Source organism: Tepidimonas fonticaldi (genome assembly GCF_007556755.1).
In the GTDB taxonomy this organism is placed as follows: Bacteria; Pseudomonadota; Gammaproteobacteria; order Burkholderiales; family Burkholderiaceae_C; genus Tepidimonas; species Tepidimonas fonticaldi.
On the sequence record NZ_VJOO01000020.1, the window covers coordinates 32,186 to 57,875 of the forward strand.

The 25,690-nt window shown below is 71.7% G+C and carries 24 protein-coding genes and 3 pseudogenes; 9 read left to right on the forward strand and 18 right to left on the reverse strand.

What is annotated here, in order from left to right:
• Window positions 1-28: 28 nt before the first annotated feature.
• Window positions 29-2,206, reverse strand: coding sequence for an ATP-dependent DNA helicase RecG (recG, locus tag Tfont_RS10240; protein ID WP_143969334.1), 2,178 nt, complete (start codon window positions 2,204-2,206; stop codon window positions 29-31).
• Between the two features lie 179 nt (window positions 2,207-2,385).
• Between recG and Tfont_RS10245 the strand changes: the two are divergent.
• A pseudogene (locus Tfont_RS10245) lies at window positions 2,386-2,532 on the forward strand (histidine kinase); the annotation flags it as partial.
• Between the two features lie 64 nt (window positions 2,533-2,596).
• On the opposite strand, the gene Tfont_RS10250 reads toward Tfont_RS10245, so the two are convergent.
• The 3 genes from Tfont_RS10250 to Tfont_RS10260 form a co-directional block, all read right to left on the reverse strand.
• On the reverse strand, window positions 2,597-3,640 hold the full coding sequence (locus Tfont_RS10250; protein ID WP_143969335.1) for a GGDEF domain-containing protein: 1,044 nt from the start codon (window positions 3,638-3,640) through the stop codon (window positions 2,597-2,599).
• A gap of 100 nt (window positions 3,641-3,740) precedes the next feature.
• Window positions 3,741-4,832 (reverse strand): calcium/sodium antiporter, encoded by a 1,092-nt coding sequence (locus tag Tfont_RS10255; RefSeq protein WP_143969336.1) that lies wholly within the window; start codon window positions 4,830-4,832, stop codon window positions 3,741-3,743.
• Window positions 4,833-4,915: 83 nt separating this feature from the next.
• Window positions 4,916-5,680, reverse strand: coding sequence for a ParA family protein (locus Tfont_RS10260; protein ID WP_143969355.1), 765 nt, complete (start codon window positions 5,678-5,680; stop codon window positions 4,916-4,918).
• Between the two features lie 149 nt (window positions 5,681-5,829).
• Between Tfont_RS10260 and queA the strand changes: the two genes are divergently transcribed.
• Window positions 5,830-6,927 (forward strand): tRNA preQ1(34) S-adenosylmethionine ribosyltransferase-isomerase QueA, encoded by a 1,098-nt coding sequence (queA, locus tag Tfont_RS10265; protein WP_143969337.1) that lies wholly within the window; start codon window positions 5,830-5,832, stop codon window positions 6,925-6,927.
• Window positions 6,928-6,934: 7 nt separating this feature from the next.
• On the opposite strand, the gene Tfont_RS10270 is transcribed toward queA, so the two are convergent.
• Both Tfont_RS10270 and Tfont_RS10275 read right to left on the reverse strand, forming a co-directional pair.
• The gene (locus Tfont_RS10270; RefSeq protein ID WP_068608162.1) at window positions 6,935-7,324 is read right to left on the reverse strand and encodes a type II toxin-antitoxin system VapC family toxin; all 390 of its coding nucleotides are present in this window, start codon (window positions 7,322-7,324) and stop codon (window positions 6,935-6,937) included.
• A complete protein-coding gene (locus Tfont_RS10275; RefSeq protein WP_143969338.1) occupies window positions 7,325-7,555 on the reverse strand; it encodes an AbrB/MazE/SpoVT family DNA-binding domain-containing protein in 231 nt (76 codons plus the stop codon).
• Between the two features lie 72 nt (window positions 7,556-7,627).
• Here Tfont_RS10275 and tgt point away from each other — a divergent pair, with 72 nt between their 5' ends.
• Window positions 7,628-8,812, forward strand: a complete 1,185-nt coding sequence (gene tgt, locus Tfont_RS10280) for a tRNA guanosine(34) transglycosylase Tgt (RefSeq protein WP_143969339.1) — start codon at window positions 7,628-7,630, stop codon at window positions 8,810-8,812.
• A gap of 2 nt (window positions 8,813-8,814) precedes the next feature.
• Here tgt and Tfont_RS10285 read toward each other — a convergent pair whose 3' ends face one another.
• Both Tfont_RS10285 and Tfont_RS15075 read right to left on the reverse strand, forming a co-directional pair.
• Window positions 8,815-10,125 carry an FIST signal transduction protein gene (locus Tfont_RS10285; RefSeq protein ID WP_143969356.1) on the reverse strand — a complete coding sequence of 437 codons (1,311 nt, stop codon included), beginning with the start codon at window positions 10,123-10,125 and terminating at the stop codon, window positions 8,815-8,817.
• A gap of 231 nt (window positions 10,126-10,356) precedes the next feature.
• A pseudogene (locus tag Tfont_RS15075) lies at window positions 10,357-10,632 on the reverse strand (PhaM family polyhydroxyalkanoate granule multifunctional regulatory protein); the annotation flags it as partial.
• 201 nt (window positions 10,633-10,833) lie between these two features.
• Between Tfont_RS15075 and Tfont_RS10290 the strand changes: the two are divergent.
• On the forward strand, window positions 10,834-11,217 hold the full coding sequence (locus Tfont_RS10290; protein ID WP_068608317.1) for a TraR/DksA family transcriptional regulator: 384 nt from the start codon (window positions 10,834-10,836) through the stop codon (window positions 11,215-11,217).
• Here Tfont_RS10290 and Tfont_RS10295 read toward each other — a convergent pair.
• On the reverse strand, window positions 11,178-12,119 hold the full coding sequence (locus Tfont_RS10295; RefSeq protein WP_185974514.1) for a fumarylacetoacetate hydrolase family protein: 942 nt from the start codon (window positions 12,117-12,119) through the stop codon (window positions 11,178-11,180). The genes Tfont_RS10290 and Tfont_RS10295 overlap by 40 nt on opposite strands.
• 568 nt (window positions 12,120-12,687) lie before the next feature.
• On the opposite strand from Tfont_RS10295, the gene Tfont_RS10300 reads away from it, so the two are divergent.
• Window positions 12,688-13,302, forward strand: a complete 615-nt coding sequence (locus tag Tfont_RS10300; RefSeq protein WP_453822435.1) for a DUF3108 domain-containing protein — start codon at window positions 12,688-12,690, stop codon at window positions 13,300-13,302.
• Window positions 13,303-13,415: 113 nt separating this feature from the next.
• On the forward strand, window positions 13,416-13,706 hold the full coding sequence (locus Tfont_RS10305) for a BTH_I0359 family protein (protein ID WP_143969342.1): 291 nt from the start codon (window positions 13,416-13,418) through the stop codon (window positions 13,704-13,706).
• A gap of 32 nt (window positions 13,707-13,738) precedes the next feature.
• Here the strand turns inward: Tfont_RS10305 and Tfont_RS10310 are convergent, their stop codons facing one another.
• Window positions 13,739-14,836, reverse strand: a complete 1,098-nt coding sequence (locus Tfont_RS10310; protein WP_143969343.1) for a dipeptidase — start codon at window positions 14,834-14,836, stop codon at window positions 13,739-13,741.
• 74 nt (window positions 14,837-14,910) lie between these two features.
• Window positions 14,911-15,426, reverse strand: coding sequence for a Dps family protein (locus Tfont_RS10315; protein ID WP_143969344.1), 516 nt, complete (start codon window positions 15,424-15,426; stop codon window positions 14,911-14,913).
• 90 nt (window positions 15,427-15,516) lie between these two features.
• Between Tfont_RS10315 and Tfont_RS10320 the strand changes: the two genes are divergently transcribed.
• Window positions 15,517-16,242 (forward strand): ChaN family lipoprotein, encoded by a 726-nt coding sequence (locus Tfont_RS10320; RefSeq protein ID WP_143969345.1) that lies wholly within the window; start codon window positions 15,517-15,519, stop codon window positions 16,240-16,242.
• Window positions 16,243-16,269: 27 nt separating this feature from the next.
• Here Tfont_RS10320 and recQ read toward each other — a convergent pair whose 3' ends face one another.
• The 3 genes from recQ to hemB are packed head-to-tail and all read right to left on the reverse strand — an operon-like array spanning window position 16,270 to window position 19,668.
• Entirely contained in the window at window positions 16,270-18,192 is a 1,923-nt protein-coding gene (gene recQ, locus Tfont_RS10325; protein ID WP_260682356.1) for a DNA helicase RecQ, read from the reverse strand.
• Window positions 18,189-18,602, reverse strand: coding sequence for a rhodanese-like domain-containing protein (locus Tfont_RS10330; protein ID WP_143969346.1), 414 nt, complete (start codon window positions 18,600-18,602; stop codon window positions 18,189-18,191). Before Tfont_RS10330 ends, recQ begins: the two co-directional genes overlap by 4 nt.
• Window positions 18,603-18,642: 40 nt before the next feature.
• Complete coding sequence (gene hemB / locus Tfont_RS10335; RefSeq protein WP_143969347.1) at window positions 18,643-19,668, reverse strand: porphobilinogen synthase; 1,026 nt, start codon at window positions 19,666-19,668, stop codon at window positions 18,643-18,645.
• A gap of 87 nt (window positions 19,669-19,755) precedes the next feature.
• Between hemB and Tfont_RS10340 the strand changes: the two genes are divergently transcribed.
• Window positions 19,756-20,907 (forward strand): hypothetical protein, encoded by a 1,152-nt coding sequence (locus Tfont_RS10340; RefSeq protein ID WP_143969348.1) that lies wholly within the window; start codon window positions 19,756-19,758, stop codon window positions 20,905-20,907.
• Here Tfont_RS10340 and Tfont_RS10345 read toward each other — a convergent pair.
• From Tfont_RS10345 to Tfont_RS10355, 3 genes are all read right to left on the reverse strand, one after another.
• Entirely contained in the window at window positions 20,885-21,226 is a 342-nt protein-coding gene (locus tag Tfont_RS10345) for a cysteine-rich CWC family protein (protein ID WP_143969349.1), read from the reverse strand. The two genes, Tfont_RS10340 and Tfont_RS10345, sit on opposite strands and share 23 nt — an antisense overlap.
• Window positions 21,141-21,914, reverse strand: coding sequence for an alpha/beta fold hydrolase (locus Tfont_RS10350; protein ID WP_143969350.1), 774 nt, complete (start codon window positions 21,912-21,914; stop codon window positions 21,141-21,143). The genes Tfont_RS10345 and Tfont_RS10350 overlap by 86 nt, the downstream gene beginning before the upstream one ends.
• 131 nt (window positions 21,915-22,045) lie before the next feature.
• Entirely contained in the window at window positions 22,046-24,265 is a 2,220-nt protein-coding gene (locus Tfont_RS10355; RefSeq protein ID WP_143969351.1) for a malate synthase G, read from the reverse strand.
• 141 nt (window positions 24,266-24,406) lie between these two features.
• Here Tfont_RS10355 and Tfont_RS10360 point away from each other — a divergent pair, with 141 nt between their 5' ends.
• A complete protein-coding gene (locus tag Tfont_RS10360) occupies window positions 24,407-25,339 on the forward strand; it encodes a LysR family transcriptional regulator (protein WP_143969352.1) in 933 nt (310 codons plus the stop codon).
• Between the two features lie 199 nt (window positions 25,340-25,538).
• Here the strand turns inward: Tfont_RS10360 and Tfont_RS14815 are convergent.
• Window positions 25,539-25,690 (reverse strand): annotated as a pseudogene (locus tag Tfont_RS14815) (IS481 family transposase); the annotation flags it as partial.

Consider the following 25,690-nt stretch of genomic DNA (forward strand, 5'->3'; position numbering starts at 1 on the left):
ACAGCCGGCAGCCGGGTGGATTATCGGATCAAGCCTTCAGATAGTCTAACTTGCCCCCCAGCCAGCGGTCGAGGTGCCGCTGCGCCTGCTCGGGGTGCCGCTGCCACAGGCGCGGGGCCCAGCGGCGCGCCCATTCGATGAGGGGCTCGTCGGTCTGCAAATCGGCAAACCGCAGCAAAGGCGCCCCCGATTGGCGCGCCCCCAAAAACTCGCCCGGGCCGCGGATGGCCAGATCGCGGCGCGCGATCTCGAAGCCGTCCTGGGTCTCGACCATGGCGCGCAGGCGTTCGCGCGCCGATTCGCTGACGCGGCCCGACTCGCCGGGGCTGTAGAGCAGCAGGCAGACCGAAGCCACCGCGCCGCGCCCGACGCGCCCGCGCAACTGGTGCAATTGGCTCAGGCCAAAACGCTCGGCGTGCTCGATGACCATCAGCGACGCATTGGGCACGTCCACACCGACTTCGATGACCGTGGTGCTGACCAGCACGGCGAGGGCGCCTGCGGCGAAGGCAGCCATGATGGCTTTTTTGTCGGCGGGCGGCAGGCGCGAGTGCAGCAGGCCGACCTGGACCGGGCGGCCGTCCGCGCCGGTCACGCCCTGCAGGGCGGCGGCCAGCTCGGCGTGGGTGGCGGTGGCGGCGCGCAGATCGAGCGCCTCGCTCTCCTCGATCAACGGGCACACCCAGTACACCTGCCGGCCCTGCGCCACCTGTTGGCGGATGCGCTCCATCACCTCGGGCCGGCGGTGCTCGGCCAGCACTTTGGTAACGATGGGGCTGCGCCCGGGGGGCAGCTCGTCGAGGGTGGAGACATCCAGATCGGCATAGACGCTCATGGCGAGCGTGCGCGGGATGGGGGTGGCGCTCATCATCAGCAGGTGCGGCTCCATCCCCGCGGCGGCGGCCCCGGCCTTGTGGCGCAGCGCCAGCCGCTGGGCGACGCCGAAGCGGTGCTGCTCGTCGATGACGGCCAGGCCCAGGCGTTCGAACGTCACCTGCTCCTGGATGACGGCGTGGGTGCCGACCACCAGCGCGGCCTCGCCCGCCGCGATGCGCGACAGCATGGCCTGGCGCTGGGCGCGCGGCTGGCTGCCGGTGAGCCACGCCACTCCGCGGCCCAGCGGGGCGAGCAACGGCTCCAGCCACTGCACCATCTTGCCAAAGTGCTGCTCGGCCAGGATCTCGGTCGGCGCCATCAGGGCGCATTGCCAGCCGGCATCGACCGCGACGGCCGCGGCCAGCGCGGCCACCACCGTCTTGCCGCTGCCCACGTCGCCTTGCAGCAAGCGGTGCATGGGGGTGGGGCGGGCCAGGTCGGCGGCGATCTCGGCCACCACCCGCTGCTGTGCCCCGGTCAGGGCAAAGGGCAGCGCAGACTGCAGGCGCCACGGCAGGCCGTCGTCCGCCGCGCGCAGCACGGGGGCGCGCAGGGCGTCGCGCTCGCGGCGCGCGCGCACCTGAGCCAACTGCTGGGCCAGCAGCTCCTCGGCCTTCAAGCGCTGCCAGGCGGGGTGGGTGCGATCGTCCAGCGCCGTGCGCGGCGCGCGGGGGTCGGGGTGATGCAAAAACGCCAGCGCCGCCTGCAGCGTCCACGGCTCGCCGCCGGCCCCCGGCAGGTCGGCCAGGGCTTCGGGGGGAACGGTCTCGGACAGATCGGCCTGCTGCAGCGCGCGCGCGACCGCGGTCCGCAGATAGGGCTGCGGCAGGCCGGCCGTGGTCGGGTAGACCGGAGTCAGGCCGGCGGGCAAGGGGGCATCCGGCGACAGCAGGCGGGGATGCACCAGCGTCCAGCCCGCCCAGCCCCCGCGCAGCTCGCCATGCGCCCGCACGCGGGCACCGACGGCCAGTGCCCGCTGGTGACTGGGGTAGAAGGTGAAAAACCGCAGCGTGCAGCGCCCCCCGCCGACCACGGCCAGGGTGGCGACGAGCTGGCGGCGCGGGCGCAGCAGCACCTCGCAGGCCAACACCTCGCCCTCAATCAGCGCCTCGTCCCCGTCGCGCGCGTCGGCCAGCGGGCGCACGCGCGTCCAGTCCTCGTAGCGCAAGGGCACATGCAGCGCCAGATCGATGGGCCGCACCAAGCCCAGCCGCCGCAGCGCGCGCTGCGGGCCGCTGAGCCGCTCGCGCCCCGCGCCGGCCGGCGCGGCGTCGGGCGCGGCCGGGGCCTGCGGGGAGCGGGAACGGGTGGCGGACGTGGCGCGGGCCATGGACCGATCCTAGCAGCGCCATCGCCGACGATGGGAGAAAGCGACAGTCGCCCGCCCGCCGCATCGACAGCGCCGGGCGCTTGCCCTACGATGACTTGCACCATCCCCAATCCTTGCGGGCCGCCCCCCTGCACTACCATGACCCAGCGCCGCCTCAACCCGGTTCCCCGCCCCCGTATCTGCAGGCCGATGCCGATTTCGAAGCGATCTTCGAGCTGGCGCCAGTGTCGCTGTGGCTGGAGGATTTTTCGGCGCTGCGCGCGCTGTTCGAGCGCTGGCGCGCCGAGGGCGTGACGGATCTGGCCGCGCATCTGGCGGCGCACCCGCCCGCGCGGCGGCGCAGCGACCGCGTGCCGCCGGCCTGAGTCGGACGGGGTCGGCCCGAGCGCCTCAGGTGCGGCTGGACGCGCCCTCGCCCGGCGACGTCCACACCACGCGGTCGCGCCCCTCGCGCTTGGCGCGATACAGGGCCGCATCGGCCCGGGCCAGACAGGCCTGCCAGGACTCCGGCGCCGTGTGCACGGCCACGCCCGCCGAGAACGTGACGGCCCGGTCGGCGATACGCACCCGCTCGCGCACCACCTGGCGGATGCGCTCCAGCACCGCCGCGGCGGCCGCGGCATCGCCCTGCCCCAGCCAGACGACGAACTCCTCGCCGCCAAAGCGGTAGAGGCGGTCCGTCTTGCGCAACGCCGACTGCACCACCGTCGCCAGATCGCGCAGCACGGCGTCCCCGGCTTCATGGCCGTGGCCATCGTTGATGGCCTTGAAGTGATCGACATCCAGGACGGCCAGCGCACCCACGGAGGCCCCGCACCGGAAAGCCTGCGCAAACTCCACCTCCATCAGGCGGCGGTTGCCAACGCCGGTCAGCGGATCGAGCAGGCTCAGGGCCTGCCAGCGCTCGATGCGTCGGTGGGCCTGCTGCGACACCAGATACCCGAAGACCCCGGTGAGCACATTGGTGATGACGAAAAACGGCAGCCCCTCGGTGCCACCCAGCTCCTGCCAGGACAGCGCCGCGGCCCCCAGCACCGCGGCCGCCCCCAGCACGACCGCCGCCGGCGCAGGCACGAGGAAAAAGTTCATGAGCACGCCCGGGTAGGCCCAGAACAGGGCCGCAAACTGGGCCGCGAGGCCGATGGCCCAAATGCCGCCGACGATGGCCACCGCCATCACCCAACCGGGCCAGCGCGTGTCGCGCGTGCGCCAGGCGTACCACGCCGCCGCCCCGATGGCGATGGCCAAAATGGCGTCCGAGGCGGCCGCCAGCCAGTTGGCGGTCAGGGCGCGGTAGACGGCAAAGGGCGCCAGCCAAACCACGGCGACCACACCGCCGAGCGTGAGCACGGCCAGCGCGTAGTCGTTGAGAAGCGCCTCACGCCAGTCGGCGCGCTGCGGGGTGTCGCGCAACAGGGGGGATGCGGCAGACATGGCCGGCGGGTCTCCTCGGTGACGGTCCGGACGCTTCGGGCGGCGCCCGTGACAGGCGATTCATTGTGCCAAAACCGCCGCCGCCACGCACGCCCGCCGGTCAGCGGGCCGGTGGTGCGCTGGGCGAACGCAGCACGCTCGTCACCAGCGCGATCACCGTCAGCGGCACGACGAAGCCCAGCATCGCCGCCGAGTAGGCGGGCAACGCCGCGTGCGACTGGGCCGCGAGGATCAGATACGCCGTGTACGCGGCGTAGTAGCCGAGGAAGACCGCCCCCTCCCAGCGCGCAATCTCGCGCCCGGTCAGAAACACCGGCAGGCAGGCCAGCGCCACGGCCAGCATCACCCAGATGTCGAACGACAGCACCGACGGCGCGATGGCGATGCCGGCGCCGGCCGAGGCCAATCCGCTCAGGCCCACGCACCCCAGGATGTTGAAGGTGTTGCTGCCCACGACATTGCCCACGGCGATGTCGCGCTCCCCCTTGAGGGCCGCCGCGATCGACGTGGCCACCTCGGGCATGGAGGTGCCGGCGGCGACGATGGTCAGGCCGATCACCACATCGCTGACGCCCAAGGCCTTGGCAAACGCGACCGCCGCCCCCACCAGCCAGTCCGAGCCCAGGACCAGCAGCGCCAGCCCGACGCCCATCAGCGCCACCTGGACGGGCCAGCGGGCGTCCCACGCCCCCGCACTCGCCGGTTGCAGCTCGGCGTCGAACGCGGCGGCATCGGCCGCCGAGACACGGCGCGACTGCACGATCAGAAACGCCGTGTAGACGATCAACAGGCCCAGCAGCAGGCCGCCCTCCCACCAGGCGATCCGGCCATCCAACCCCAGCACCAGGAGCAACACCGACGCGCCGATCATGATCGGCACCTCCTGCCGAATGAGCTGCACATGCACCACGAGCGGCGTGATCAGCGCGCTGGCGCCCAGAATGAACAGCACATTGAAGATGTTGCTGCCCACGACGTTGCCCACCGCGATATCCGTCTGGCCGGACAGCACCGCCCCGGTGGACACCGCCACCTCGGGCGCGCTGGTGCCAAATGCCACGATGGTCAGCCCGACGACGAGCGGCGAAATGCCCAGCGACAGCGCCAGCTTGGACGCCCCGCGCACCAGCGCGCTGGCCCCCGCCACCAACGCCGCCAACCCCGCCACGAACCACACCACTTGCATCCACATGTTTCAACCCCATTCGGTGACACGGCGTGACTGTAGTCGATCACAGGCGCGGCGGCCGGCGGCGACGGCCCCGGCCACGTCGCTCAGCCCAGGCGCTCGTACAGCGCCACGAAGGCCTGCGTCAGGCGGTGCCGCGGGTCCAGGTGGATGAGGGGTCGGGCGGCCTCGTGGGACTCGCGCACCTTGACCGACGCAGGCAGATACGGCTCCAGCACCGGCAGCCCCTCGTCGCGCAACGCCTGCACGAGCCGCTGCGGCAGCGCGGCGCGCGCCTGAAACTGGTTGACCACGATGCCGCGCACCGCCAGCGCCGGGTTGTGGTCGGCGCGGATTTCGGCCACATGGTCGAGCAGCGTGTAGAGCGCCTGGCGCGAAAACGCATCGCAATCGAAGGGGATCAGGCAGCCGCTGGCGCCCATGAGTGCGCTGCGCGTGTAAAAGTTGAGCGCCGGCGGCGTGTCGATCACGATGGCATCGTAGTCCGCCCGCAAGGCGGCCAGCGCCTCGCGCAGCTTGTAGATCTTGTGGCGCGCTTCCAGCTTGGCCTGCAACTCCTCCAGCACGGGGCTGGCCACCAGCACGTCCAGCCCGTCGAACGGGGTGCGGCGCACGAAGGCCTGCGGCGGCTCGCTGCGCAGGCTGTACGACAGCGTCTGCTCGAAAAAGTCCGCCACCGTCGGGCCGGGCTGCGCCACGGCATCGCCCAGCAGATAACGCGAGGCATTGCCCTGCGCATCCAAATCCACGACCAGCGTGCGCCGACCGCGCGCGGCCCCGATCGCGGCCAGGTTGCAAGCAATGGTGGACTTGCCCACCCCACCCTTTTGATTGAAGACGACCAACGGCATGACCATACCCCCGCACCACCGACCGGCCCCGCGCCGGCCTACCCCCGCATGTTATGGGGCAAGCAAGACACGGGCCTGACACGGTCGCGCGCCGTGGGACAATCCGCGTCCCTTGGACTTGGCACGGGCCCGTCCGGCCCTCGAGCGACATGACGACCCTTCCCCCCGCCGCCACACCGGCGCGCGCCTGGACCACCAGCGACTTCGACTTCGACCTCCCGCCCGAGCTGATCGCCCAGCACCCGGCGCCGGAGCGCAGCGCCTCGCGCCTGCTGGATGGGCGCGGCTGGCCGCCGGCGGACCGCATCTTCCGCGAGCTGCCGGCGCTGCTGGCGCCGGGCGACCTGCTGGTCTTCAACGACACGCAGGTGATCAAGGCGCGCCTGTACGGCGAAAAGCCCACCGGCGGGCGGCTGGAGCTGCTGGTGGAGCGGGTGCTGGCCGACGGCGAGGTGGTGGCGCACATGAAGGTCAGCAAGAAGCCCGCCCCCGGCACCGTGCTGCGCATGGCGCCGCAGGCCGACGGGCAGCCAGCCTTCACCGCCACGCTGCTGGGCCGCTGGCCCGACGCCGACGGGCCGCTGTTCCGCCTGCGCTTCTCCGACGACCCCTACGCGGTGATGGAGCGCCACGGGCACGTGCCGCTGCCGCCGTACATCGAGCACCCCGACACCGCCGAGGACGAGCAGCGCTACCAGACCGTCTTCGCCAAAAACCCCGGCGCGGTGGCCGCGCCGACCGCGGCGCTGCACTTCGACGAGGCGGTGCTGGCGGCGCTGGCCGCGCGCGGCGTGCAGCGCGCCAGCGTCACGCTGCACGTGGGGGCCGGCACTTTCCAGCCGGTCAAGGGCGAGGACATCCGCGCCCACCGCATGCACAGCGAGTGGTACCGCATTCCGCCGCAGACGCTGGCGGCGCTGGAGCGCACGCGCCGCGCCGGCGGGCGCGTGCTGGCGGTGGGCACCACCACCGTGCGCACGCTGGAGAGCTGGGCGCGCAGCGGCGCCACCGAGGGCGACACCGACATCTTCATCACGCCGGGCTTCGACTTCCGCGTGGTCGACCTGCTGATCACCAACTTCCACCTGCCGCGCAGCACGCTGATGATGCTGGTGTCGGCGTTCGCCGGCTACGAGCACGTCATGGCGCTGTACCGCCACGCGATCGGGCGGCGCTACCGCTTCTTCAGCTACGGCGACGCGATGCTGCTGGCGCGCGCGGGCTCGGCCGCCGCGGCGGCGGACTGAGGCGGTTTCAGGGCGCTGCCGCGCCCGGCTTCGGCACGTAGCGCACGCCGGGCAGGCCGGCGTAGTCGGCGTCCTGCGTCCACAGCGTCGCGCCGAACTCCTGCGCCATGGCCAGCATGATGGCGTCGGCCATCGCCAGCCGGTGCCGCTGCGCCACGCCCGCGGCGGCCACCGCGCGCGCGTCGGTCAGGTCCAGCACGCGGCCCAGCCGCATCACGTCCAGGCAGCGCGTCACCACCTCCTCCGGCAGGCTGCGGGCCAGCACCCGGTGCACCTCGTACAGCGCGATGCAGGGCACCAGCAGATGACGGCGGTCTTCGATGACCGGCTTGAACACCGGCCCGTTGGGGCCGGCGCGAAAGAATTCGATCCAGCCGGAGGAGTCGACAACGTTCATTCAGTCGAACTCCCGGTCCGGCTCCTTCGGCGGTTCGAGGTCGTCGCCGAGGTCGTAGCCCTTGAGCATGCCGTAGTAGGCGCTCATCGGCGTCTCGGGCCGGATGACGAGCTCCTGGCCGCGCAGCTCGAACTGGATGTAGGAGCCGGGCCGGATGCCGAGCTTGGCGCGCATCGCGGCGGGCAGCGTGACTTGCCCCTTGCTGGACACGACGGCTTCGACGGTTTCCACGGCGATTCCTTTACTTACCCAAAAGTCAAGCAAATTCTATGGTAAAGCAGACGCAGCCGTACAATGCCGGCCATGCTGACCTTCGAACTGCTGGCCACCGACCCGACCAGCCACGCCCGGCGCGGGCGGCTGACGCTCAACCACGGCGTGGTCGAGACCCCCATCTTCATGCCCGTTGGCACCTACGGCACGGTCAAGGGCGTGATGCCACGCAGCCTGCACGACATGGGCGCCCAGATCATCTTGGGCAACACCTTCCACCTGTGGATGCGCCCGGGGCTGGACGTGATGCGCGCCTTCGGCGGGCTGCACGGCTTCGAGCAATGGCACAAGCCCATCCTGACCGACTCCGGCGGCTTTCAGGTCTGGTCGCTCGGCGCGATGCGCAAAATCACCGAGGAAGGCGTGCACTTCGCCTCACCGGTCAACGGGGACAAGCTGTTCATGTCGCCGGAGGTGAGCATGCAAATCCAGACCGTGCTCAACAGCGACATCGTCATGCAGCTGGACGAATGCACGCCCTACTGGCAGGGCGACAAGGCCAGCGGCCACGTCACCACCGAGGCCGAGGCGCGCGCCAGCATGGCGCTGAGCCTGCGCTGGGCGCGGCGCTCCAAGGCGGAGTTCGAGCGGCTGGGCAACCCCAATGCGCTGTTCGGCATCGTGCAGGGCGGCATGTTCGAACATCTGCGGCAAGAGTCGCTGGAGGCGCTGGTGGACATGGACTTCCCCGGCTACGCCATCGGTGGCGTGAGCGTCGGCGAGCCGAAGGAGGAGATGCGCCGCATCATGGCGCACACGCCGCACCGGCTACCGGCGCACAAACCGCGCTACCTGATGGGGGTGGGCACGCCGGAGGATCTGGTGGAGGGCGTGGCCTGCGGCGTCGACATGTTCGACTGCGTGATGCCGACGCGCAACGCGCGCAACGGGACGATTTTCACCCGCTACGGCGACCTGAAGCTGCGCAACGCCCGCCACAAGGCCGACCCGCAGCCGCTGGACCCCACCTGCACCTGCTACGCCTGCGCGGGCACCAGCGGCGTGCCCTGGGCCGACGGCGGGCGCGACGGGTTCAGCCGCGCCTACCTGCACCATCTGGATCGCTGCGGCGAGATGCTGGGCCCCATGCTGACCACCATCCACAACCTGCACTACTACCTGAATCTGATGCAGGAGGTGCGCGACGCGCTGGACGCGGGCACCTTTGCCGCCTTCCGCCAGCGCTTCGCAGCCGAGCGCGCGCAGGGGGTGTGACCTCAGCCGCTGGGGGCATCCGCCACGAATACCGTGAGCACCCCGGTGTAGCCATACAGGCGGTGGTGGGCGATCTCACCCGCGGCAAAAAACCCGACCAGCGGCACGTCGCCCAGAGCGTGCCGCACGATCTGCAGTTCGGCCCCGGGGCCGCCGAAATGCGGCCCGCCCCGGCCATTGCAGCTCACATACACCGCACCCGCGATGCGCTGCACGGGGTCGCCGCCGACCTCGCCCTCCTCGGGGCTGAGTTCGTCGCGGATCTCGGCGCAGATGCGCACCAAGTCCGCGCGGGCGGCCTGTACATCGCGCGCGCACAGGGTCAGGGTGCCGCCGACGGGCACCTCGTCGGCGACGACGAAGGCGCGCCGCGCCGGGTCCAGGCCCACCAAGTGGCGCACCAACAGGTCGTCGCCCAGGCGCAGAGGCACGCGCCCGACGTGCTCCCGATGCCCCTCGGGCCCCGTTCGGCCCGCCGAGGCCGGCGCCGCCGGTGCCTGCAAGCCGACCAGCGTCTGTCGCAGGCGCGCAATCACGGCGGGCAGATCGTCCAGCGACAAGTCCAGCGCGCGCAGCAGCACATCGAGCGCGGGCTGACCGTCCAGCTCGTCCACGCACTGCGCCCGCGCGGCCGTGATGCGGTACGCGGGCGAGACGGCGCGCACGCCCTGCGTCACGCGCGAGACGATGCCCACATCCGGCCCGAAGGCCACGCCGCTCAAGCCCCCACGGAACAGACCGGCCGCCGCCTCTCGCCCATGTCCGGCCAGACCGCCGCGGCTGGAGCGCGCGATTTGCAGCGAGCCGGCGCGGCTGGCCGCCAAGCCCCCGAACAGATAGTGGCCCAGCGTGCGCTCGGCCAGCTCCTGCACCAGCTCCGTCACATCGGGCGTAGCGGGGTCGGCGTGCACCAGCGCGGTCTGCGGCACGAAGCCTTCCGGCCCCTGGGTGGCCCCCAGCGGCGCCAGCCCGCTGAAGACGCGGTAGCGGCTGGGCGCCAAGTCGCACAGCATGACGGCCAGCCCCGGCTCGTCGATGTACTCGGCCCCGCCGGCGCAGATACCCACGCCCACCGCCCCCACCCAGTCGGTCACCTGCGGCAACTCGGCGCTCAGGTGATCCAGGATGTCGGCCGCGGCATCGGCGTAGTGGTCGGTCAGGTACAGCACCGCCAGCGGCGTGACGGCCTGGCCGGCCTCCAGGCGGCCGGCCGCACCGCCGTGCCCAGCAGGGTCGGCAGGCGCTGCCGCGGCCAGTTGGGCGCGCAACTGGGCCAGCACCAGCGCGGCGGCCGTTGCGGTGTGTTGCGCCATCTCTTGCAGGGTGTTGGCCGCAATCGTCTGGAATTGGTCGGTCAGCGACCGCCACCAGCGCACCGGATCGACCCCGGGCGCCGCGGCCGGTGCCTCCGTGGGTGGCTCGCTGGCGGGCGACCCTCCTTGCGCAACGGCTTCCGTCCCGACACCGGGGCTGGCGTTGGCGCCGGAACTGGCGAATGCCTGCGCCATTTCGTGGAGGCTGACGTTCATGCCCTTGAGGGTGGCCAGGGTCATCTTCTGCACCTCGAGCGCCTGGATCGTCGCCTGCAGCGCCCGGGCATTCTGTTCGAGCCAGAAGTGGACGGCCTTGAGGTCGCGAATGCGGCGCTCGAGCTCATCGACATCGAACACCGGGGCCACCCACTGCGTCATGGGCGGGGCATCCGCGGCCGGGCTGCCGCCGGCCAGGCCCTGCAGAAAGGCAAACCCGGGGACGTACCGGGCATAGGGCGCGAAGGCCGCCTGAAAGGCGCCGAAGTCGGGCGGGGTCATGGTGGGCATCCTTTGCGCGGCATCGACCGCATGCACCGTAGCATGCCACAGCCACGACACGCCCGGACACCCGGCGGCCTGCCCTCGGCGCCCTTGATCGGCGTCAAAGGCTGGCCTGCACGGCCCGGCTGACCTTGGCCGTCGCCGGGAATCGGCGCCACAATGTCAAACATCGGCCCGGGCCCGGGCCGCTACCACGAGCCGACGACCATGAGCCAGCCCATCTCCGACACCTATGCCCAGCAGCTGCAACAGATGCGCGCCGACCTGATCGCGCAGATCCGCGCCCAGCGGGGCGGCAAGATCGGCCGCGCGGAGTCCGCCCTGGATCCGCACGACATCCAGAGCGGTGACTGGAGCCAGGTGGACGGCGAGCGCGATCTGGCGCAGGCGCTGGACGAGCGCGAGACGGCGGCGCTGCGCGCGATCGACGAGGCCCTGCAGCGCATCGCCAACGGCACCTTCGGCCTGTGCACGGACTGCGGGGCGGAGATCCCGACCGCCCGGCTGCACGCCGCCCCGACCGCGCAGCGCTGCATCGGCTGCCAGACCCGCTACGAGCGCGACCACCCCGGCGCAACCCCGTCGCTCTGAGCGGAGGCCCACTCGACGTCGATGGGGCCGAACGGGGCGCGGCCATCGGGCAAGCGGGCGTCGATGTGCACCCGGTCGCCCGGCGCCAACCAGGGGGTGCTCGCACGGCCCAGGGTCAGGCGCTCGGCCGCACGGCGCATGGCCAGATTGGCATAGCCGCGCGGCCAGGTGGGGGGATCGCCCGGCTCCTGCGGAGTAGGCAGGGTGCCGCCGGCGACCACCGTCCCGGCCGACAGGCCGCGGATCCGGGCCGCGTGCGCGATCAGCGCCCCAAAGGGCACCGCTTGGTCGGCCCCGTCGGCAATGCCCAGCTTGCGCCCGTTCCAGGTCGTGGTCACGCAGGCCGCCAGGCGTCCGTCGCGCCACGCGGGGCCGACTTCGTCCGGCGTCACCACGCACGGCGCCAGCGTCACGCCCCAGGGCTGCGTCGGCTCCGCCGGCGCGTCGCCATGCCGCCAGTGGCAAGCCAGCGCCAGCAGGCGAACCGCCTCCAGCGCAGCCGCCGGATCCACCCCGGGGGAGACGTCGCCGCAGACCACGGCCAGCGACGGCCCGACATCCGCCACGCCATCCACGGCCGGCAGCGGCCGTGCCGGCCCCCACAGGGCATCGCTGCACCAGGGGCGGGGCTCGTCGGCGCCGTCCTCGGGGGCCAGCCACGCCACGGCCCGCGGCAGCGGCGCGGCGCACAGTCGCGGATCGAAGGGAAACGCATGGCGGGCCTTGCCCTGGTCGAGCGTCAGGGCCAGGTCGCGCAACTGCGGGGCAATGAAGTTCCAGTCGTCGAGCGCCTGCTGCAGGGTGTCGGCGATGCCGCTGGCGTAGTGCGCCAACGTGCCGTCGCGCGACACGACGACGAGCTGGCCATCGCGGCTGCCGTCGCGGTAGGTGGCAAGTTTCATGGGGGGTGTCTCACGGATGCCGTGCGCAGCCGCTAGTATCGCGCCCATGAGGGCACCGCATCCGCGATGGGCGCGCGCACTGGCCGTCGGCGCGGCGGTGGTCGCGCTGCACGTGGCCGCACTGACGCTGGCCTGGCGCCCGAGCGAGGCGCCCGTCGGCACGGGGGGCGATGGGCGGATACCGACGGTATCGGCCGCCCTGCTCCCGCCACCTGAGCGGGCTGCCCCCACCGATGCACGGCGCCCGGCATCGCCGCCCGTCGCACGGCCACGCCAGACAATGGCCCCAGTGGCACCCGCAGCCCCGGCCGTTGCGGACACGTCGGCGGTGGCATCCCTCGGCCCCGCGCTGTCGTCCGGGGTCCAAGACGCAGATGGCCCCAGCCTCTCCACCCCCGCAGACGCGGCGAGCGGCCCCGCTGACGAAGCCCCCTCCGCCCCACGGGACCCCGAGGCGGGCGCATCGGTCACCGCCGCAGCGGGCCTGCTGGCTGCGGCCCCGCCCAACACCGATCCGCCCGGAGGGAACCGCTGGCGGCCTCCGCCAGCGGGGCGGATGGAGTACGAGGTGCTCGGCGAAGCCAAGGGCCTGAGCTACCGGGCCGACGCCGTGCTGGACTGGCGGCCGGACGACGAACGCTACCGGCTTGAGCTGGCGCTGCGGGCGTTTCTGGTGGGCAGCCGTGTGCAGGTCAGCAGCGGGGTGCTGACCCCCATGGGCCTGCAACCGAGCCGCTTCGAAGACCGGGCACGGCGCGAGCGCTGGCTGGCGTTCGATTGGCCAGCCCCGCCCGAACCCGGGCGGGCGCACGCCGATGGCGGCACCGCCATCGAGGGCCTGCCCGCGGGCACACAAGACCGGCTGGGGGTTTTCGTGCAACTGGGCGGCTGGGTGGACGCCATGGCGCCTGGGCAACGCTGGCGCATCCCCGTGGCCAGTTTGGGGCGGCTGGAGCTGTGGACCGTCGAGGTCGTCGGGCGCGAGCCCATCACCGTCCCGGCGGGCAGCTTCGACGCGGTGCGCCTGCGGCGTGTGCCGGAGGGTGAGCAGGGTCTGAGCGTGGAGGCTTGGTATACCCCGGCCATCGCGGGCCTGCCCGTGCGCATCGTACTGCAGCAGCCCCATGGCGAGCGCGTGGACCAGCGGCTGCGCCACTGGCGCCCGGCCGGTACCCCCCCTTGAAAAACCCCGGCGCGCCCCGATGTGCGCAGCAAGGTGGCGATGCCGGCGCCGGGAAGGGCCGTCAGCGCCGCCCCCGACTTGCAGGGACTTTGTGTTTCGAGGATAGTGTGGCCATGCACATGCTCTACAACTCCGACAGCTTCGCGGTGGTCCACATCTTGGCCAACGCCCAGGAGATGGCGGGCGCGGCCGAGGGGGACGCCCAGCGGCCGGTGATGCCGCGGCACGGTTTCGAGATCGTGGACAAGCGCTCCGGCAAAGAGGTCTACCTGGACGGCTCCTGGGCCGAGCTGTTCCAGCAGCAGATCGAAGCGTGGCAACAAAACACCCCCACCCAGGAAGAGGTGGAAGACACGCTGGAGAGCTACGCGTCCCTGGCGCAGACGCCGGTGGTGGTGCACTGAAACGGACGCTTGCGGAGCCGGACCGGTCTCGCTCAAGTGAGACTGGCGGTGAGCACGCGGGCGTAGTTGTCGAACGCGATCTTGCGCAAGACGGTTTCGGGCAAGCCCGCAGAGATCAGCTCTTCCACGGCCTTGCCAAGGTCTCCGTAATGGCGCAGCACCGTCCAGTTGCGCAGCCCCGACATGTCGGTGCCGAACACGACGTGATCCTCACCAAGATGCTCCACGGCTTCCAGGATGAGGCGCACGTAACCGGATAGGCGGTAGCCTGCCGTCTGATCGAACCCCCACAGGCCGACCACGCCCCCGCGGCTCGCGATCGCACGGGCCGTCTCCAACGGCAGCAGGCGTTCGTTGCGGGATGCGAAGTGACGCCCCACCCGCAGAGCGCTGTGCGACCAGATGACCGGTCGGGAGGAAAGAGCTGCCGCCTCGGCCGCAGCCTCAGGCGTCAGATGGGCCAAATCGACCAAGATGCCCCGTTGGTTGCAGCGCGCGATCAAGTCCCGCCCCAGCGACGTCAGCCCCCCATGCTGGGTCGGCCGGGCTTGCACGTCGGCCAAGGGATTGGGGGTGTAGTGCACCAGTTGCAGGTGGCGTACCCCCATGCGGTAAGCCGCGTCAACCCGCTCGAGCGCCGCGTCGACGAAATCGCAGCCTTCGCTGGCCAGCACGACGGAGGTGTGGCCGGCCCGCGCCGCCTCCACATCATCCTTGCCGAGAACAATCGCTACACCGGCTTGGGTGGCGCTATCGCGCATGGCGCGCCAACCGGCTTCGGTTGCCGCCCACATGCGGTCCGGATCCGGTGGCGCCGGGGGCGGCAGGAGTTCGCCGTTCGCCCCTCGCCGGACAAGCTCGTAATCCGGCACCCATTTCCACGCGACCAGCTTGACATGCCCTTCGGCCATGAAGCGGTCGGGGCTGAAGGTGGCCGACTTGGTGGGACCAAACAACCCCATGTGACTGTGCGTATCGGCCAGCGGCACCACGGGCGCTGGAGACTGCGCCCAACCTGGCCGCCCGCCGAGCGCGGCGATCCCCAGCCCCAAGCCCAGCACCGCACGCCGCGAGCAGCCCACCACCTGCCAACGGCCGGAGCCTCCACGCCCATCTTCATCGTCCCACATGCCACCACCCCATCACATCGGACGTCGGGCTTGGATCGTAGACAGCGGGCACGGGCACGTCAAGGCGGCGGAGCTCACTCCTCCAGCAGGCTGCGCAGCATCCACGCCGTCTGCTCGTGCACCGACAGGCGCTGCGTCAGCAGGTCGGCGGTCGGCTCGTCGTGCGCCTCGTCCACCAGCGGGAAGAGGCCGCGCGCGGTGCGCGCCACCGCCTCGTGGCCCAGCGCCAGGATGCGCACCATCTCCATCGCCTTCGGCGGCTCGGCGGGCGCATCCGGCAGCGAGCTCAGGCGCGCGTACTGCGCGTACGAGGCCGGCGCCACGTGGCCGAGCGCGCGGATGCGCTCGGCGATCGGGTCGATGGCGTTCCACAGCTCGGTGTACTGCTGCATGAACATGTCGTGCAGACTGTTGAACATCGGCCCGGTGACGTTCCAGTGGAAGTTGTGCGTCGTCAGGTACAGCGTGAAGGTGTCGGCCAGCAGCCGCTCCAGCCCCTGCGCGATGGCGGCGCGCTGGGCCGGCGCGATGCCGATGTCCACCGGGGTGGCGGCGCGGCTGGCGGTCTTGGTGGCGTTTTTCTTGGCCATGGTCGTCAAGCTCCTCGAGAGGGTTGGGGGTACGAAACGGGGTTCATGCCCCATCTTAGCGGCTAGTGGCGCCGCGCCGATAATGGGCGCATGACGACCGATCCGCTACGGCGGCGCTGGCTGCGCTACGGGGCCGCCGCCACGCTGGCGGCGCTGGCCCGGTGGGCGGGTGCGGCCGCCAGCACGGCGGCGGGCGACGACGCGCGCGCCGTGGTGGCCGACGAGCCGGCGCGGCTGGCCTGGGTGCGCGCGCGGCTGGCGGCGCTGCCGGGCGCGGCCGACTGGCTGCTGCTGGGCGAGCAGCACGACGCCGACGCCCACCAGTGGCTGGAGGCCGCCGCGGTGCAGGCGCTGGCGCGCGAGGGGCGTCTGGCCGCGCTGGTGCTGGAGATGGCCGAGCGCGGCCGCGACACCGCGGCGCTGGCCCCCGACGCCGACGAGGCCGCGGTGCGCGCGGCGCTGGCCTGGCACGACGCCGGCTGGCCGTGGCGGCGCTACGGCCCGGTGGTGATGGCGGCGGTGCGCGCCGGCGTGCCGGTGGCGGGCGGCAACCTGCCGCGGCGCCAGCACGGCGAGGTGATGCGCGACGCCGCCTGGGACGATACGCTGCCGGATGCGCAGCAGCGCGCCGCGCTGCACCGCGCGCTGGACGAAGGCCACTGCGGCCTGCTGCCGGCGGCGCAGCTGCCGGCGATGGTGCGCATCCAGCTGGCGCGCGACGACGCGATGGCCGCCACGCTGCTGGAGCGGCGCAGCCCGGACCGCACGGTGCTGCTGGTGACCGGCGCGCAGCACGCGCGGCGCGACCGCGGCTGACGGCACCCCTGCCGGCCCCGCGCGCCGTCAGGCCCACGCCACGAGCGGCTCCGGCGCGGCGGGCCCGGCGACCTGCAGCGCCTGCGCGACGACGCGCAGCACCTCAGCGCCGTAGGCGGCGCGCTTCTTCTCGCCCAAGCCCGGGATGCCCTCCAGATCGCCGTCACAGGCCGGCAGGCGCTGCGCCAGCGCCACGAGCGTGGCGTCGTGGAAGATCACGTAGGCCGGCAGGTCGTGCGCACGCGCCACCTCGGCGCGCCAGCGCTTCAGCGCCGCCAGCACCTCGCGTTCGCGCAGCGGCAGCCGGGCCTCCGTGGCCAGCGCGCGCGCCTGCCGCGGCGCCCGCTCGGCGCGGCGGCCCTCGGTGGCCACGCGCAGGTGCAGCGGCTGCTCGCCGCGCAGGATCGGCCGCGCCGCCGGCGTCAGGTGCAGCGTGTGGAACTCCCCGGCCACCTGCACCGCGCCACGCGCCACCAGCTGGCGCAGCACGCGCCGCCAGGTCGCCTCGTCGAGTTCGCGCCCGATGGCCCAGGTGGACAGCCGCTCGTGGCCGTGCGCGCGCACCTTGTCGGTGGCCTGGCCGCGCAGCACGTCGATCACGTGCCCGGCGCCGAACGCCGCGCCGCTTTGCTGCAGGCGGTAGATGCACGACAGGAGCTTGCGCGCCGCCTCGGTGGCGTCCCAGGTCTGCGGCGGCTGCAGGCAGTTGTCGCAGTTGCCGCACGGGGGGCTGGCCTCGCCGAAGTAGGCCAGCAGCTGCTGACGGCGGCAGCCGGTGGATTCCGCCAGCGCCAGCAGCGCCTCCAGCTTGGCGCGCAGCACGCGCTTGAACGCCTCGTCGGCGCCGCTGTCGTCGATCAGGCGGCGCTGCTGCACCACGTCCTGCAGCCCGTAGGCCATCCAGGCGTTGGCCGGCTCGCCGTCGCGGCCGGCGCGGCCGGTCTCCTGGTAGTAGCCCTCGACGTTCTTCGGCAGATCCAAATGCGCCACGAAGCGCACGTCCGGCTTGTCGATGCCCATGCCGAAGGCGACCGTGGCCACCATCACCAGCCCGTCCTCGCGCAGGAAGCGGTCCTGATGCCGCTGGCGTGTGGCGGCGTCCAGCCCGGCGTGGTACGGCAGCGCGCGCAGCCCGGCGGCCTGCAGCCGCGCGGCCACCTCCTCCACCTTGCGGCGCGAGGCGCAGTAGACGATGCCGGCGTCGTGCCGCCCGTCCGGCAGCGTGTGCTCGTCGGCGACGAAGCGCAGCAGCTGGCGCAGTGCGTGGTCCTTCTCGACGATGGTGTAGCGGATGTTGGGGCGGTCGAAGCTCGCCACGAAGGTGCGCGCGCCTTCCAGCCGCAGGTGCGCGACGATGTCCTCGCGCGTCAGGGCATCGGCAGTGGCCGTCAGCGCGATGCGCGGCACGCCCGGGCAGCGCTCGGCCAGCACCGCCAGTTCCCGGTACTCCGGGCGGAAGTCGTGCCCCCACTGGCTGACGCAGTGCGCCTCGTCGATGGCCAGCAGCGCCAGCCGCCCGGCCTCGTGCAGCGCCTGCAGCCGCGCCAGAAAGCGCGGCGTGACGATGCGCTCCGGCGCGGCGTACAGCAGCGTCAGCTCCCCGCGCATCAACCGCTGCTCCACCGCGGCGGCCTCCTGCGGCGTCAGGCTGGAGTTGAGGCAGGCGGCCTCGACCCCGGCCTCGCGCAGCGCGCCGACCTGGTCGTGCATCAGCGCGATCAGCGGCGAGACCACCACCGTCACGCCCAGCCCCGCGCGCTGGCGCACCAGCGCCGGGATCTGGTAGCACAGCGACTTGCCGCCGCCGGTGGGCATCAGCACCAGCGCGTCGCCGCCGGCGCCGACGTGCGCGACGATGTCGGCCTGCTGGCCGCGGAAGTCCGCGTAGCCGAACACCTCGGCCAGCACGCGCCGGCCCTCGGCGAGCGCCTGCGCGGGCGTCAGCGTCACATCTGTTCCCAGGGCAGCCCCTCGAAGCGCCAGCCGTTGCGGCTGGAGCGGTGGAAGTGCTCGTCCAGCTCGCCCTCAAAGCCGTGCACCACGTGCGCCACGTCGGTGAAGCCGGCCGCCTCCAGCGCCGCGCCGGCGTCCAGCGTGCGCTTGCCGCTGCGGCAGATCAGCAACACTGGGCGGCTGCGGTCGCCGTCGGCTTCGGCCAGCACGCGCTGCACGAATCCTTCGGGGTCCGGCTGCAGGTCGGGGTATTCGTACCAGGGAATGTTGATCACCCCGGGCGGACGACCGACGTAGAGCGACTCGATTTCCATGCGCACGTCGATGAACAGGGGCGCGCGTTCGGGCGGATCGCCGGCGCGCTCCTGCAACCAAGCCCAGGCGTCACGGGGCAATAGGTGTTTCATGGGATGGCGATGGTAGCGCAGCGCGGGCCCCCCACGTGGCTCAGGCTTGGCGCAGCAGGCGCGCGGCTTCGCGGGCAAAGTAGGTCAGCACGCCGTCGGCGCCAGCGCGTTTGAAAGCCAGCAGGCTCTCCATCATCACGGCATCGTGGTCGAGCCAGCCGTTGGCAGCCGCCGCCTTCAGCATCGCGTACTCGCCGCTGACCTGGTAGGCAAAGGTCGGCACCTTGAACTCGTCCTTGACGCGGCGCACCACGTCCAGGTACGGCATGCCGGGCTTGACCATCACCATGTCGGCGCCTTCGGCCAGGTCCAGCGCCACCTCGCGCAGCGCCTCGTCGGAGTTGGCCGGGTCCATCTGGTAGACCTTCTTGTCGGCCTTGCCCAGGTTGGCGGCGCTGCCGACCGCGTCGCGGAACGGCCCGTAGAAGGCGCTGGCGTACTTGGCGCTGTAGGCCATGATGCGCGTGTGCACGTGGCCGCGCGCCTCCAGCGCCTGGCGGATGGCGCCGATGCGGCCGTCCATCATGTCGCTGGGCGCAACGATGTCCACGCCCGCGGCGGCCTGCACCAGCGCCTGCTTGACCAGCACCTCCACCGTCGCATCGTTGACGATGTAGCCGGTCTCGTCCAGCAGCCCGTCCTGCCCGTGGCTGGTGTAGGGGTCCAGCGCCACGTCGGTCATGACGCCCAGGTTGGGCACGCGGGCCTTGAGCTCGGCCACCACACGCGGCACCAGCCCATCGGGGTTCCACGCCTCGCGGCCGTCGGGTGCCTTGCGGGCGGGATCGATGACGGGAAACAGCGCCATCACCGGGATGCCCAGCTCCACACATTCCTGCGCCACGGGCAGCAGCTGGTCCAGGCTCAACCGCTCCACCCCGGGCATCGAGGCCACCGGCTCGCGCCGGCCGTGCCCTTCCAGCACGAACACCGGGTAGATCAGGTCGTGCACGGTCAGGTGGTGCTCGCGCACCAGGTTGCGGGTGAACACGTCGCGGCGCAGACGGCGCGGGCGCGACAGCGGGTAAGGGGCCGGGTGGCCGCTGATGGGAGTGGGCGCGTTCATGGGCGTTATTGTGACCGCTTGGCACGTGGGCTACACTGCCTTGCGCATTGTGTGCGCCCCTCCGTCCCCCGCCCGGTTGCTTTTGTCGTGACCCCGCCCGCCGCCCCATCCTCCAACGCGCCCGCCCCGTCCGGCGACGCCGCGTGGCGCATGGCGGCGCACTGGCCGGATCTGGCGGTGGCGCTCACGGAGCAGGCCATCGATTCGGTGGACCATCTGTTGCGGGGCCTGGGCTTGCTGCTGCAACGCGGCCGCTTGACCGAGGCGGAGTACCGAATTCTGGCGCTGCCCGCACAGCGGCTCAAGCAGTGTGGCGTGCATGCGCAACAGATCGTTCGGCTGCAAAGCGGGCAGGTGCGCCAATCGCACGAAAAAATCGATCTGGCCTACGTCGTCGAATCGGTGTTGCAGGAGCGGCGCGAGGCCCTGGCCCTGCAAGGCATCACGGTGCGGCGGCAGTTTCGCCCCGTGGAGTTGCTGATCGACCCGACCGTGGCCTACAGCCTGGTGCAGGCCATGCTGGAATGGGCGGTGCAGCAGGGCAGCCGGCTGGAGCTGAGCGTGGAGCCGCGCGTGCCCGACGACACCGTCCCCGCGACGGCCGAGCCCGGCCCGCCGCGGGGCTGGCTGGCGGTGGACGTGCTGCTCGATGGCCCCCGGGTGCCGGAATCGGTCTATGCCGACGGCGTGCTGTGGCTGTTGGCGCAGCAGCTGGCCAGCACCGACGGCGGCATCGCGCTGCAACGGCAGGTGGAGCCCGGCCGGGTGCGCCTGACGGCACAGTTTCGGCGCACGGTCGGACAAGTCCGCGCCACCGATGCCACCGGCCACGACAGTGGCGCCCCCTCGACCGTGTTCAAGACCATCGGGGACAGCTACGCCGTGGTGTGCTCGGCCGATGCCCCCACCCGGCTGCGCGCACTGGACGTGGTCAAAAAGCTCGGCATCGCCGCCGACGGCGTGGCCAGCGCGGCGCAGGCGCTGGCCGCCCTGGCCGCGCGCGACATCCACCTGCTGGTGCTGGACGAAGCCCACCTGCCGGCAGACGCCGCCCAACTGGCCGACACCCTGGCCCAGCGGCGACCCGGCATCGCCGTCGTGCGTTTGGTCGGCGACACCCAGCCCGGCACCGACCAGGACGCGGCGGGCGAGCACCACGAGGCCCCGCGCATCCCGCTGGAGGCCCTGGATGCGCGGCTCGGCCCGGCCGTGATGTTCAGCCTGTCGAAAGTGGTGTAGCCCCCGCGCAGCGCGCGCAGATGCAGGCCAGCCCCCGGGCGCCCGCCGGCACCCGGTCCAGCACCTCGGCGCCAAAGTGCGCCTGCGTACACCAGCACGGCGGCTGGGCGCGGCCGGTTTGCCGCTCGCGCTCCATCGCGCAGCCGTTGCCGCCACCACAGATCGGACACCGGGTGGGATCGACCCGCCCGGCCGCCACCGTCACCCCCTCAGCCACGCGTTCGCCCCCCGCCTCATACCGCCACGGCCTCGCGCAAAAAGCGCTCCATTGCCGTAACCAGGGCAATCGGCGTCTCGTCCATGGGGTAGTGGCCGGCATTGGCCATCACCTCCAGCCGCGCCTGGGGGTAGTGTTGCAGCCAGGTGGCGCGGCAGGTGGCTTCGCCCAGCGCCGGGTCGTGCTCGCCCGCGATGACCAGCACCGGCACGGTCTGCCCCTGGATGCGCTCGACGAAAGCGGTCTTGGCCCAGGCGGTCAGGTAGGCGGCAAAGGCCTCCACGTCCGAATGCGCCAGCGACGACCGCACCATCGCATCCAACCACGTCCCGGTGAGCCGGCGCCCCGTGGTGAGGTCGATGATCGCGCGGCGCGTGGCGGGATCCTGCGCCGCGGCCGAGAAAAACGCCCACCCTTCCGGATCGAAGGGCACGCCCCCTGCCGGCACCGGGGTGATGCCGACCAGCGCCTGCACGCGCTGCGGCGCTTCGGCCAGCACGTATTGGATGGCGCTGCCCCCCATGGAATGCCCCACCAGCGCAAACCGCTCCCAGCCCAACTGGTCGGCCAGCGCCAGGGCATCGTGGGCGATCTGCTCGATGGTGTAGGGCCCCCCGCTGCCCTTGCGGTGCCCGTAGCCGCGATAGTCCATGAAGGCGTAGCTGAAGGCGTCGGTGTCCAGGTGCTGAACCATCGGCCCCCAGCCGCGCGCATGGCCAAACCAGCCGTGCAGCATCAACACCTTGCGCCGACCCTGCCCGATGACGTGGGCGTCGTGGCGGATATTCATGTCGTCGTCTCCTCTGGTGCGGGCCTCTGCCCGTGCGTCACACCGGCATTGTGCCGCCATCCGCCGTTCGCGCAACCCCAAAAAAAACGGCGCCCGCAGGCGCCGTCGTGATCGGGGGCAGGTCCTGGGGATCAGGCCGCCTTGACCTTCAGGCGCCAAGCGTGCAGCAGCGGCTCGGTGTAACCGCTGGGCTGCTCCTTACCCTTGAACACCAGATCCAGCGCGGCCTGGAACGCCATGCTGGCCTCGAAGTTGGGCGCCATCGGGCGGTAGTGGGGGTCGCCGGCGTTTTGCTGGTCCACCTTGCGCGCCATGCGCTCGAAGGTCTCGCGCACCTGCTCAGGCGTCACCACGCCGTGGTGCAGCCAGTTGGCCACGTGCTGGCTGCTGATGCGCAGCGTGGCGCGGTCCTCCATCAGGCCGACGTCGTGGATGTCGGGCACCTTGGAGCAACCGATGCCCTGGTCCACCCAGCGCACCACGTAGCCGAGGATGCCCTGGATGTTGTTGTCCAGCTCGGCCTGCTTGTCGGCCTCGCTCCAGTTCGGGTTGGCCGCCACCGGCACCGTCAACAGGCCGGCCAGCAGCGTGTCGCGCTCGGCGTCGGCGTCGATTCTCTCCAGCTCCTGCTGGATCGCGGCCACGTCCACCTGGTGGTAGTGCAGCGCGTGCAGCGTCGCGGCGGTGGGGCTGGGCACCCAGGCGGTGTTGGCGCCGGCCTTCGGGTGCGCGATCTTCTGCTCCAGCATCGCGCGCATCAGGTCCGGCATCGCCCACATGCCCTTGCCGATCTGGGCGCGGCCGCGCAGCCCGCACTTGAGGCCCACCAGCACGTTGTTGCGCTCGTAGGCCTGGATCCAGGCGCTGGCCTTCATGTCGTTCTTGCGGATCATCGGGCCCGCCAGCATGGCGGTATGGATCTCGTCACCCGTGCGGTCCAGGAAGCCGGTGTTGATGAACGCCACGCGGCTGGCGGCGGCGGCGATGCAGGCCTTGAGGTTGACGCTGGTGCGGCGCTCCTCGTCCATGATGCCGAGCTTGACGGTGCTGTCCGCCAGACCCAGCATCTGCTCCACGCGGCCAAACAGCTCCGCCGCAAACGCCACCTCGCGCGGGCCGTGCATCTTGGGTTTGACGATGTAGACGCTGCCGGTGCGGCTGTTGCGGATCGGCTCGCCGCTGGGCAGGCGGCCGCGGCCCTGCAGGTCGTGCAGCGCGATCGTCGTCGTCACGACCGCGTCCATGATGCCTTCGGGAATCTCGCGCACCGTGCCGTCGGCATCGGTGTAGAGGATGGCCGGGTTGGTCATCAGGTGGCCGACGTTGCGCACGAACAGCAGCGAGCGGCCGTGCAGCACCACTTCGCCGCGGCCGTCCGGCGCGGTGTAGCGGCGGTCGCCGTGCAGGCCGCGCGTGAGCGTCCTGCCGCCCTTGTCGAAGCTCTCCGTCAGCCAGCCCTGCAGAATGCCAAGCCAATTGCGGTAGCCCAGCACCTTGTCCTCGGCGTCCACCGCGGCGACCGAATCCTCCAGGTCCAGGATGGTGGAGAGGGCCGCCTCCACCACCACGTCGCAGACGCCCGCGGCGTCGGTGGCGCCGATCGGGTGCGCGCGGTCGATGCGGATGTCCAGGTGCAGCCCGTGGTGGCGCAGCAGCACCGACGACGGCGCCGCCGCCTCGCCCTGGTAGCCGACGAACTGGGCCGGATCCTTCAGGCCCGTCGTCGCGCCGCCGCGCAGCGTCACGCGCAGCGCGCCGTTCGCCACCGCGTAGGCCGTGGCGTCGGCGTGCGAGCCCTGCGCCAGCGGCGCGGCCTGGTCCAGCACGCCGCGCGCGTAGGCAATCACCTTGGCGCCGCGCTTCTCGTTGTAGCCGGGGCCTTTGGCGCAGCCGTCGTCCTCGGGGATGGCGTCGGTGCCGTAGAGCGCGTCGTACAGACTGCCCCAGCGCGCGTTCGCCGCGTTGAGCGCGTAACGGGCGTTGAGGATCGGCACCACCAGCTGCGGGCCGGCCTGCGTGGCCAGCTCGGCATCCACGTTGGCCGTGGTCACGCGCACGTCGCCGGGCGGCGGCACCAGGTAGCCGATCGTCTCCAAAAACTGGCGGTAGGCGGCCGGATTGGTGACCGGGCCGGGGTTGGCGCCGTGCCACTTGTCCAACTCGGCCTGCAGGCGGTCGCGCTCCGCCAGCAGCGCACGGTTCTTCGGCGCTAGGTCGGCGACGATGGCGTCGAAGCCGCTCCAGAAGCGGTCGCTGGCGATGCCGGTGCCGGGCAGCACCTGGTCTTCGATGAAGCGGTACAGTACCTCGGCCACCTGCAGCCGACCGACGTTGATGCGCGGTGTCGTCATGATCCTCTGACCTCCGATGGCGGCCCGCCGCCGGGGGCGCGGGCCGGGATTGTCGAAACGTGCCACTGTAGGCGAAATCCGGGTCCGGATCGACGGCAAGCCGACCGCTTCAGCCGTGACTTTTTGTTCAATAATGCGGGCATGGACCGGCTCAAGGCGCTGGAAACATTCGTTGCCGTGGCCCAACGCGGCAGCTTGGCCGCGGCCGCGCGCGCCGAAGGGGTGGTGCCGGCCATCGTCGGCCGGCGGCTGGACGCGCTGGAGGAGTACCTGGGCGTCAAACTGATGGTGCGCACCACGCGCCGCATCACCCTCACGCCGGAGGGCAACGCGTTTCTGGAAGACTGCCAGCGGCTGCTGGCGGAGCTGGCGCAGGCCGAGGCCAACGTCAGCGCCGGCGGCACCGCGGCGCGGGGCCACCTGCGCATCACCGCCCCGGCCGGCTTTGGGCGCCAGCACGTCGCCCCGCTGGTGCCCGCCTTTCGCGCCCGCCACCCGGAGGTCACCGTCTCCCTCAATCTGAGCGACCGCGTGGTGGACCTGATCGCCGAAGGCTACGACTGCGCCGTGCGGGTGGGGGATTTGCCCGACTCGTCCCTGGTGAGCGTGCGGCTGGCCGACAACCGGCGGCTGGTCGTGGCCACGCCCGCCTACCTGCAGCGCCGCGGCGTGCCGCGCCATCCGCACGACCTGCTGCAACACGACTGCCTGGTGCTGTCATCGGATGCCTCGCAAACGCGCGGCTGGGCGTTTGCCGTACCCGGCCCGGGCGGGCGCCGGGACCTGATGCATGTGCGCCCACGCGGCCCGCTGGACTGCAGCGACGGCCAGGTGCTGTACGAATGGTGCCTGGCCGGGCTGGGCCTGGCCTGGCGCAGCACCTGGGAGGTGCAAGCCGACATCGACGCCGGCCGCCTGGTCGCCGTGCTGGACGATTACGCCGCCCCCCCCAATGGCATCTACGCCGTCTTCCCCACCGCCCGCCACCTGCCGCGGCGCGTGCGGGCCTGGATCGATTTTCTAAAAGACCACTATGGGCGGGCGGAGTTTTGGGGGGCCAACAAGTCCCTTTGATTCCTGCTCCAAATGAAAAGCCCAGCAAGCAAGCTTGCTGGGCGGATACAGGCTTTCGCCTTTATTGTAGCAACGGCTCTCACCCCGGATAGCTACAATGGCCGCATTATAAGGGAGATTCGTCGTGAGCCACAACAAGACACCGGAAAGTCTGGTCTTCGGATTCGACATCGGCATCGCCTCGGTCGGCTGGTGCGTGCTATCTGTCATGTCCCGGATGATTATGGGGTCGCTTTTGGAACAAATCCGATCTTCGCCGATACCAGTCCTTCATGGCCTGCATGGGCGTGCGGGCATCGAGGGCAGTCTGAGGCAGATGGTGGTTGTAGAGCCAAGCGTAGCGCAAGAGGG

What these genes read in the sequence shown, in the direction of transcription:
- Tfont_RS10250 (WP_143969335.1), bottom strand. Translation starts at nt 3,640, where the DNA reads ATGTCTGCCGCATCCCCCCTGTTGCGCGACACCCCGCAGCGCGCCGAC.
- hemB (WP_143969347.1), bottom strand. Translation starts at nt 19,668, where the DNA reads ATGAACGCGCCCACTCCCATCAGCGGCCACCCGGCCCCTTACCCGCTG.
- Tfont_RS10345 (WP_143969349.1), bottom strand. Translation starts at nt 21,226, where the DNA reads ATGCCGGCCACTACCCCATGGACGAGACGCCGATTGCCCTGGTTACGG.
- Tfont_RS10310 (WP_143969343.1), bottom strand. Translation starts at nt 14,836, where the DNA reads ATGTGGGACGATGAAGATGGGCGTGGAGGCTCCGGCCGTTGGCAGGTG.
- queA (WP_143969337.1), top strand. Translation starts at nt 5,830, where the DNA reads ATGACGACCCTTCCCCCCGCCGCCACACCGGCGCGCGCCTGGACCACC.
- Tfont_RS10330 (WP_143969346.1), bottom strand. Translation starts at nt 18,602, where the DNA reads ATGAAACACCTATTGCCCCGTGACGCCTGGGCTTGGTTGCAGGAGCGC.
- recG (WP_143969334.1), bottom strand. Translation starts at nt 2,206, where the DNA reads ATGGCCCGCGCCACGTCCGCCACCCGTTCCCGCTCCCCGCAGGCCCCG.
- Tfont_RS10285 (WP_143969356.1), bottom strand. Translation starts at nt 10,125, where the DNA reads ATGGCGCAACACACCGCAACGGCCGCCGCGCTGGTGCTGGCCCAGTTG.
- Tfont_RS10255 (WP_143969336.1), bottom strand. Translation starts at nt 4,832, where the DNA reads ATGTGGATGCAAGTGGTGTGGTTCGTGGCGGGGTTGGCGGCGTTGGTG.
- Tfont_RS10270 (WP_068608162.1), bottom strand. Translation starts at nt 7,324, where the DNA reads ATGAACGTTGTCGACTCCTCCGGCTGGATCGAATTCTTTCGCGCCGGC.
- tgt (WP_143969339.1), top strand. Translation starts at nt 7,628, where the DNA reads ATGCTGACCTTCGAACTGCTGGCCACCGACCCGACCAGCCACGCCCGG.
- Tfont_RS10260 (WP_143969355.1), bottom strand. Translation starts at nt 5,680, where the DNA reads ATGCCGTTGGTCGTCTTCAATCAAAAGGGTGGGGTGGGCAAGTCCACC.
- Tfont_RS10305 (WP_143969342.1), top strand. Translation starts at nt 13,416, where the DNA reads ATGCACATGCTCTACAACTCCGACAGCTTCGCGGTGGTCCACATCTTG.
- Tfont_RS10320 (WP_143969345.1), top strand. Translation starts at nt 15,517, where the DNA reads ATGACGACCGATCCGCTACGGCGGCGCTGGCTGCGCTACGGGGCCGCC.
- Tfont_RS10315 (WP_143969344.1), bottom strand. Translation starts at nt 15,426, where the DNA reads ATGGCCAAGAAAAACGCCACCAAGACCGCCAGCCGCGCCGCCACCCCG.
- Tfont_RS10355 (WP_143969351.1), bottom strand. Translation starts at nt 24,265, where the DNA reads ATGACGACACCGCGCATCAACGTCGGTCGGCTGCAGGTGGCCGAGGTA.
- Tfont_RS10295 (WP_185974514.1), bottom strand. Translation starts at nt 12,119, where the DNA reads ATGAAACTTGCCACCTACCGCGACGGCAGCCGCGATGGCCAGCTCGTC.
- Tfont_RS10350 (WP_143969350.1), bottom strand. Translation starts at nt 21,914, where the DNA reads ATGAATATCCGCCACGACGCCCACGTCATCGGGCAGGGTCGGCGCAAG.
- Tfont_RS10360 (WP_143969352.1), top strand. Translation starts at nt 24,407, where the DNA reads ATGGACCGGCTCAAGGCGCTGGAAACATTCGTTGCCGTGGCCCAACGC.
- Tfont_RS10290 (WP_068608317.1), top strand. Translation starts at nt 10,834, where the DNA reads ATGAGCCAGCCCATCTCCGACACCTATGCCCAGCAGCTGCAACAGATG.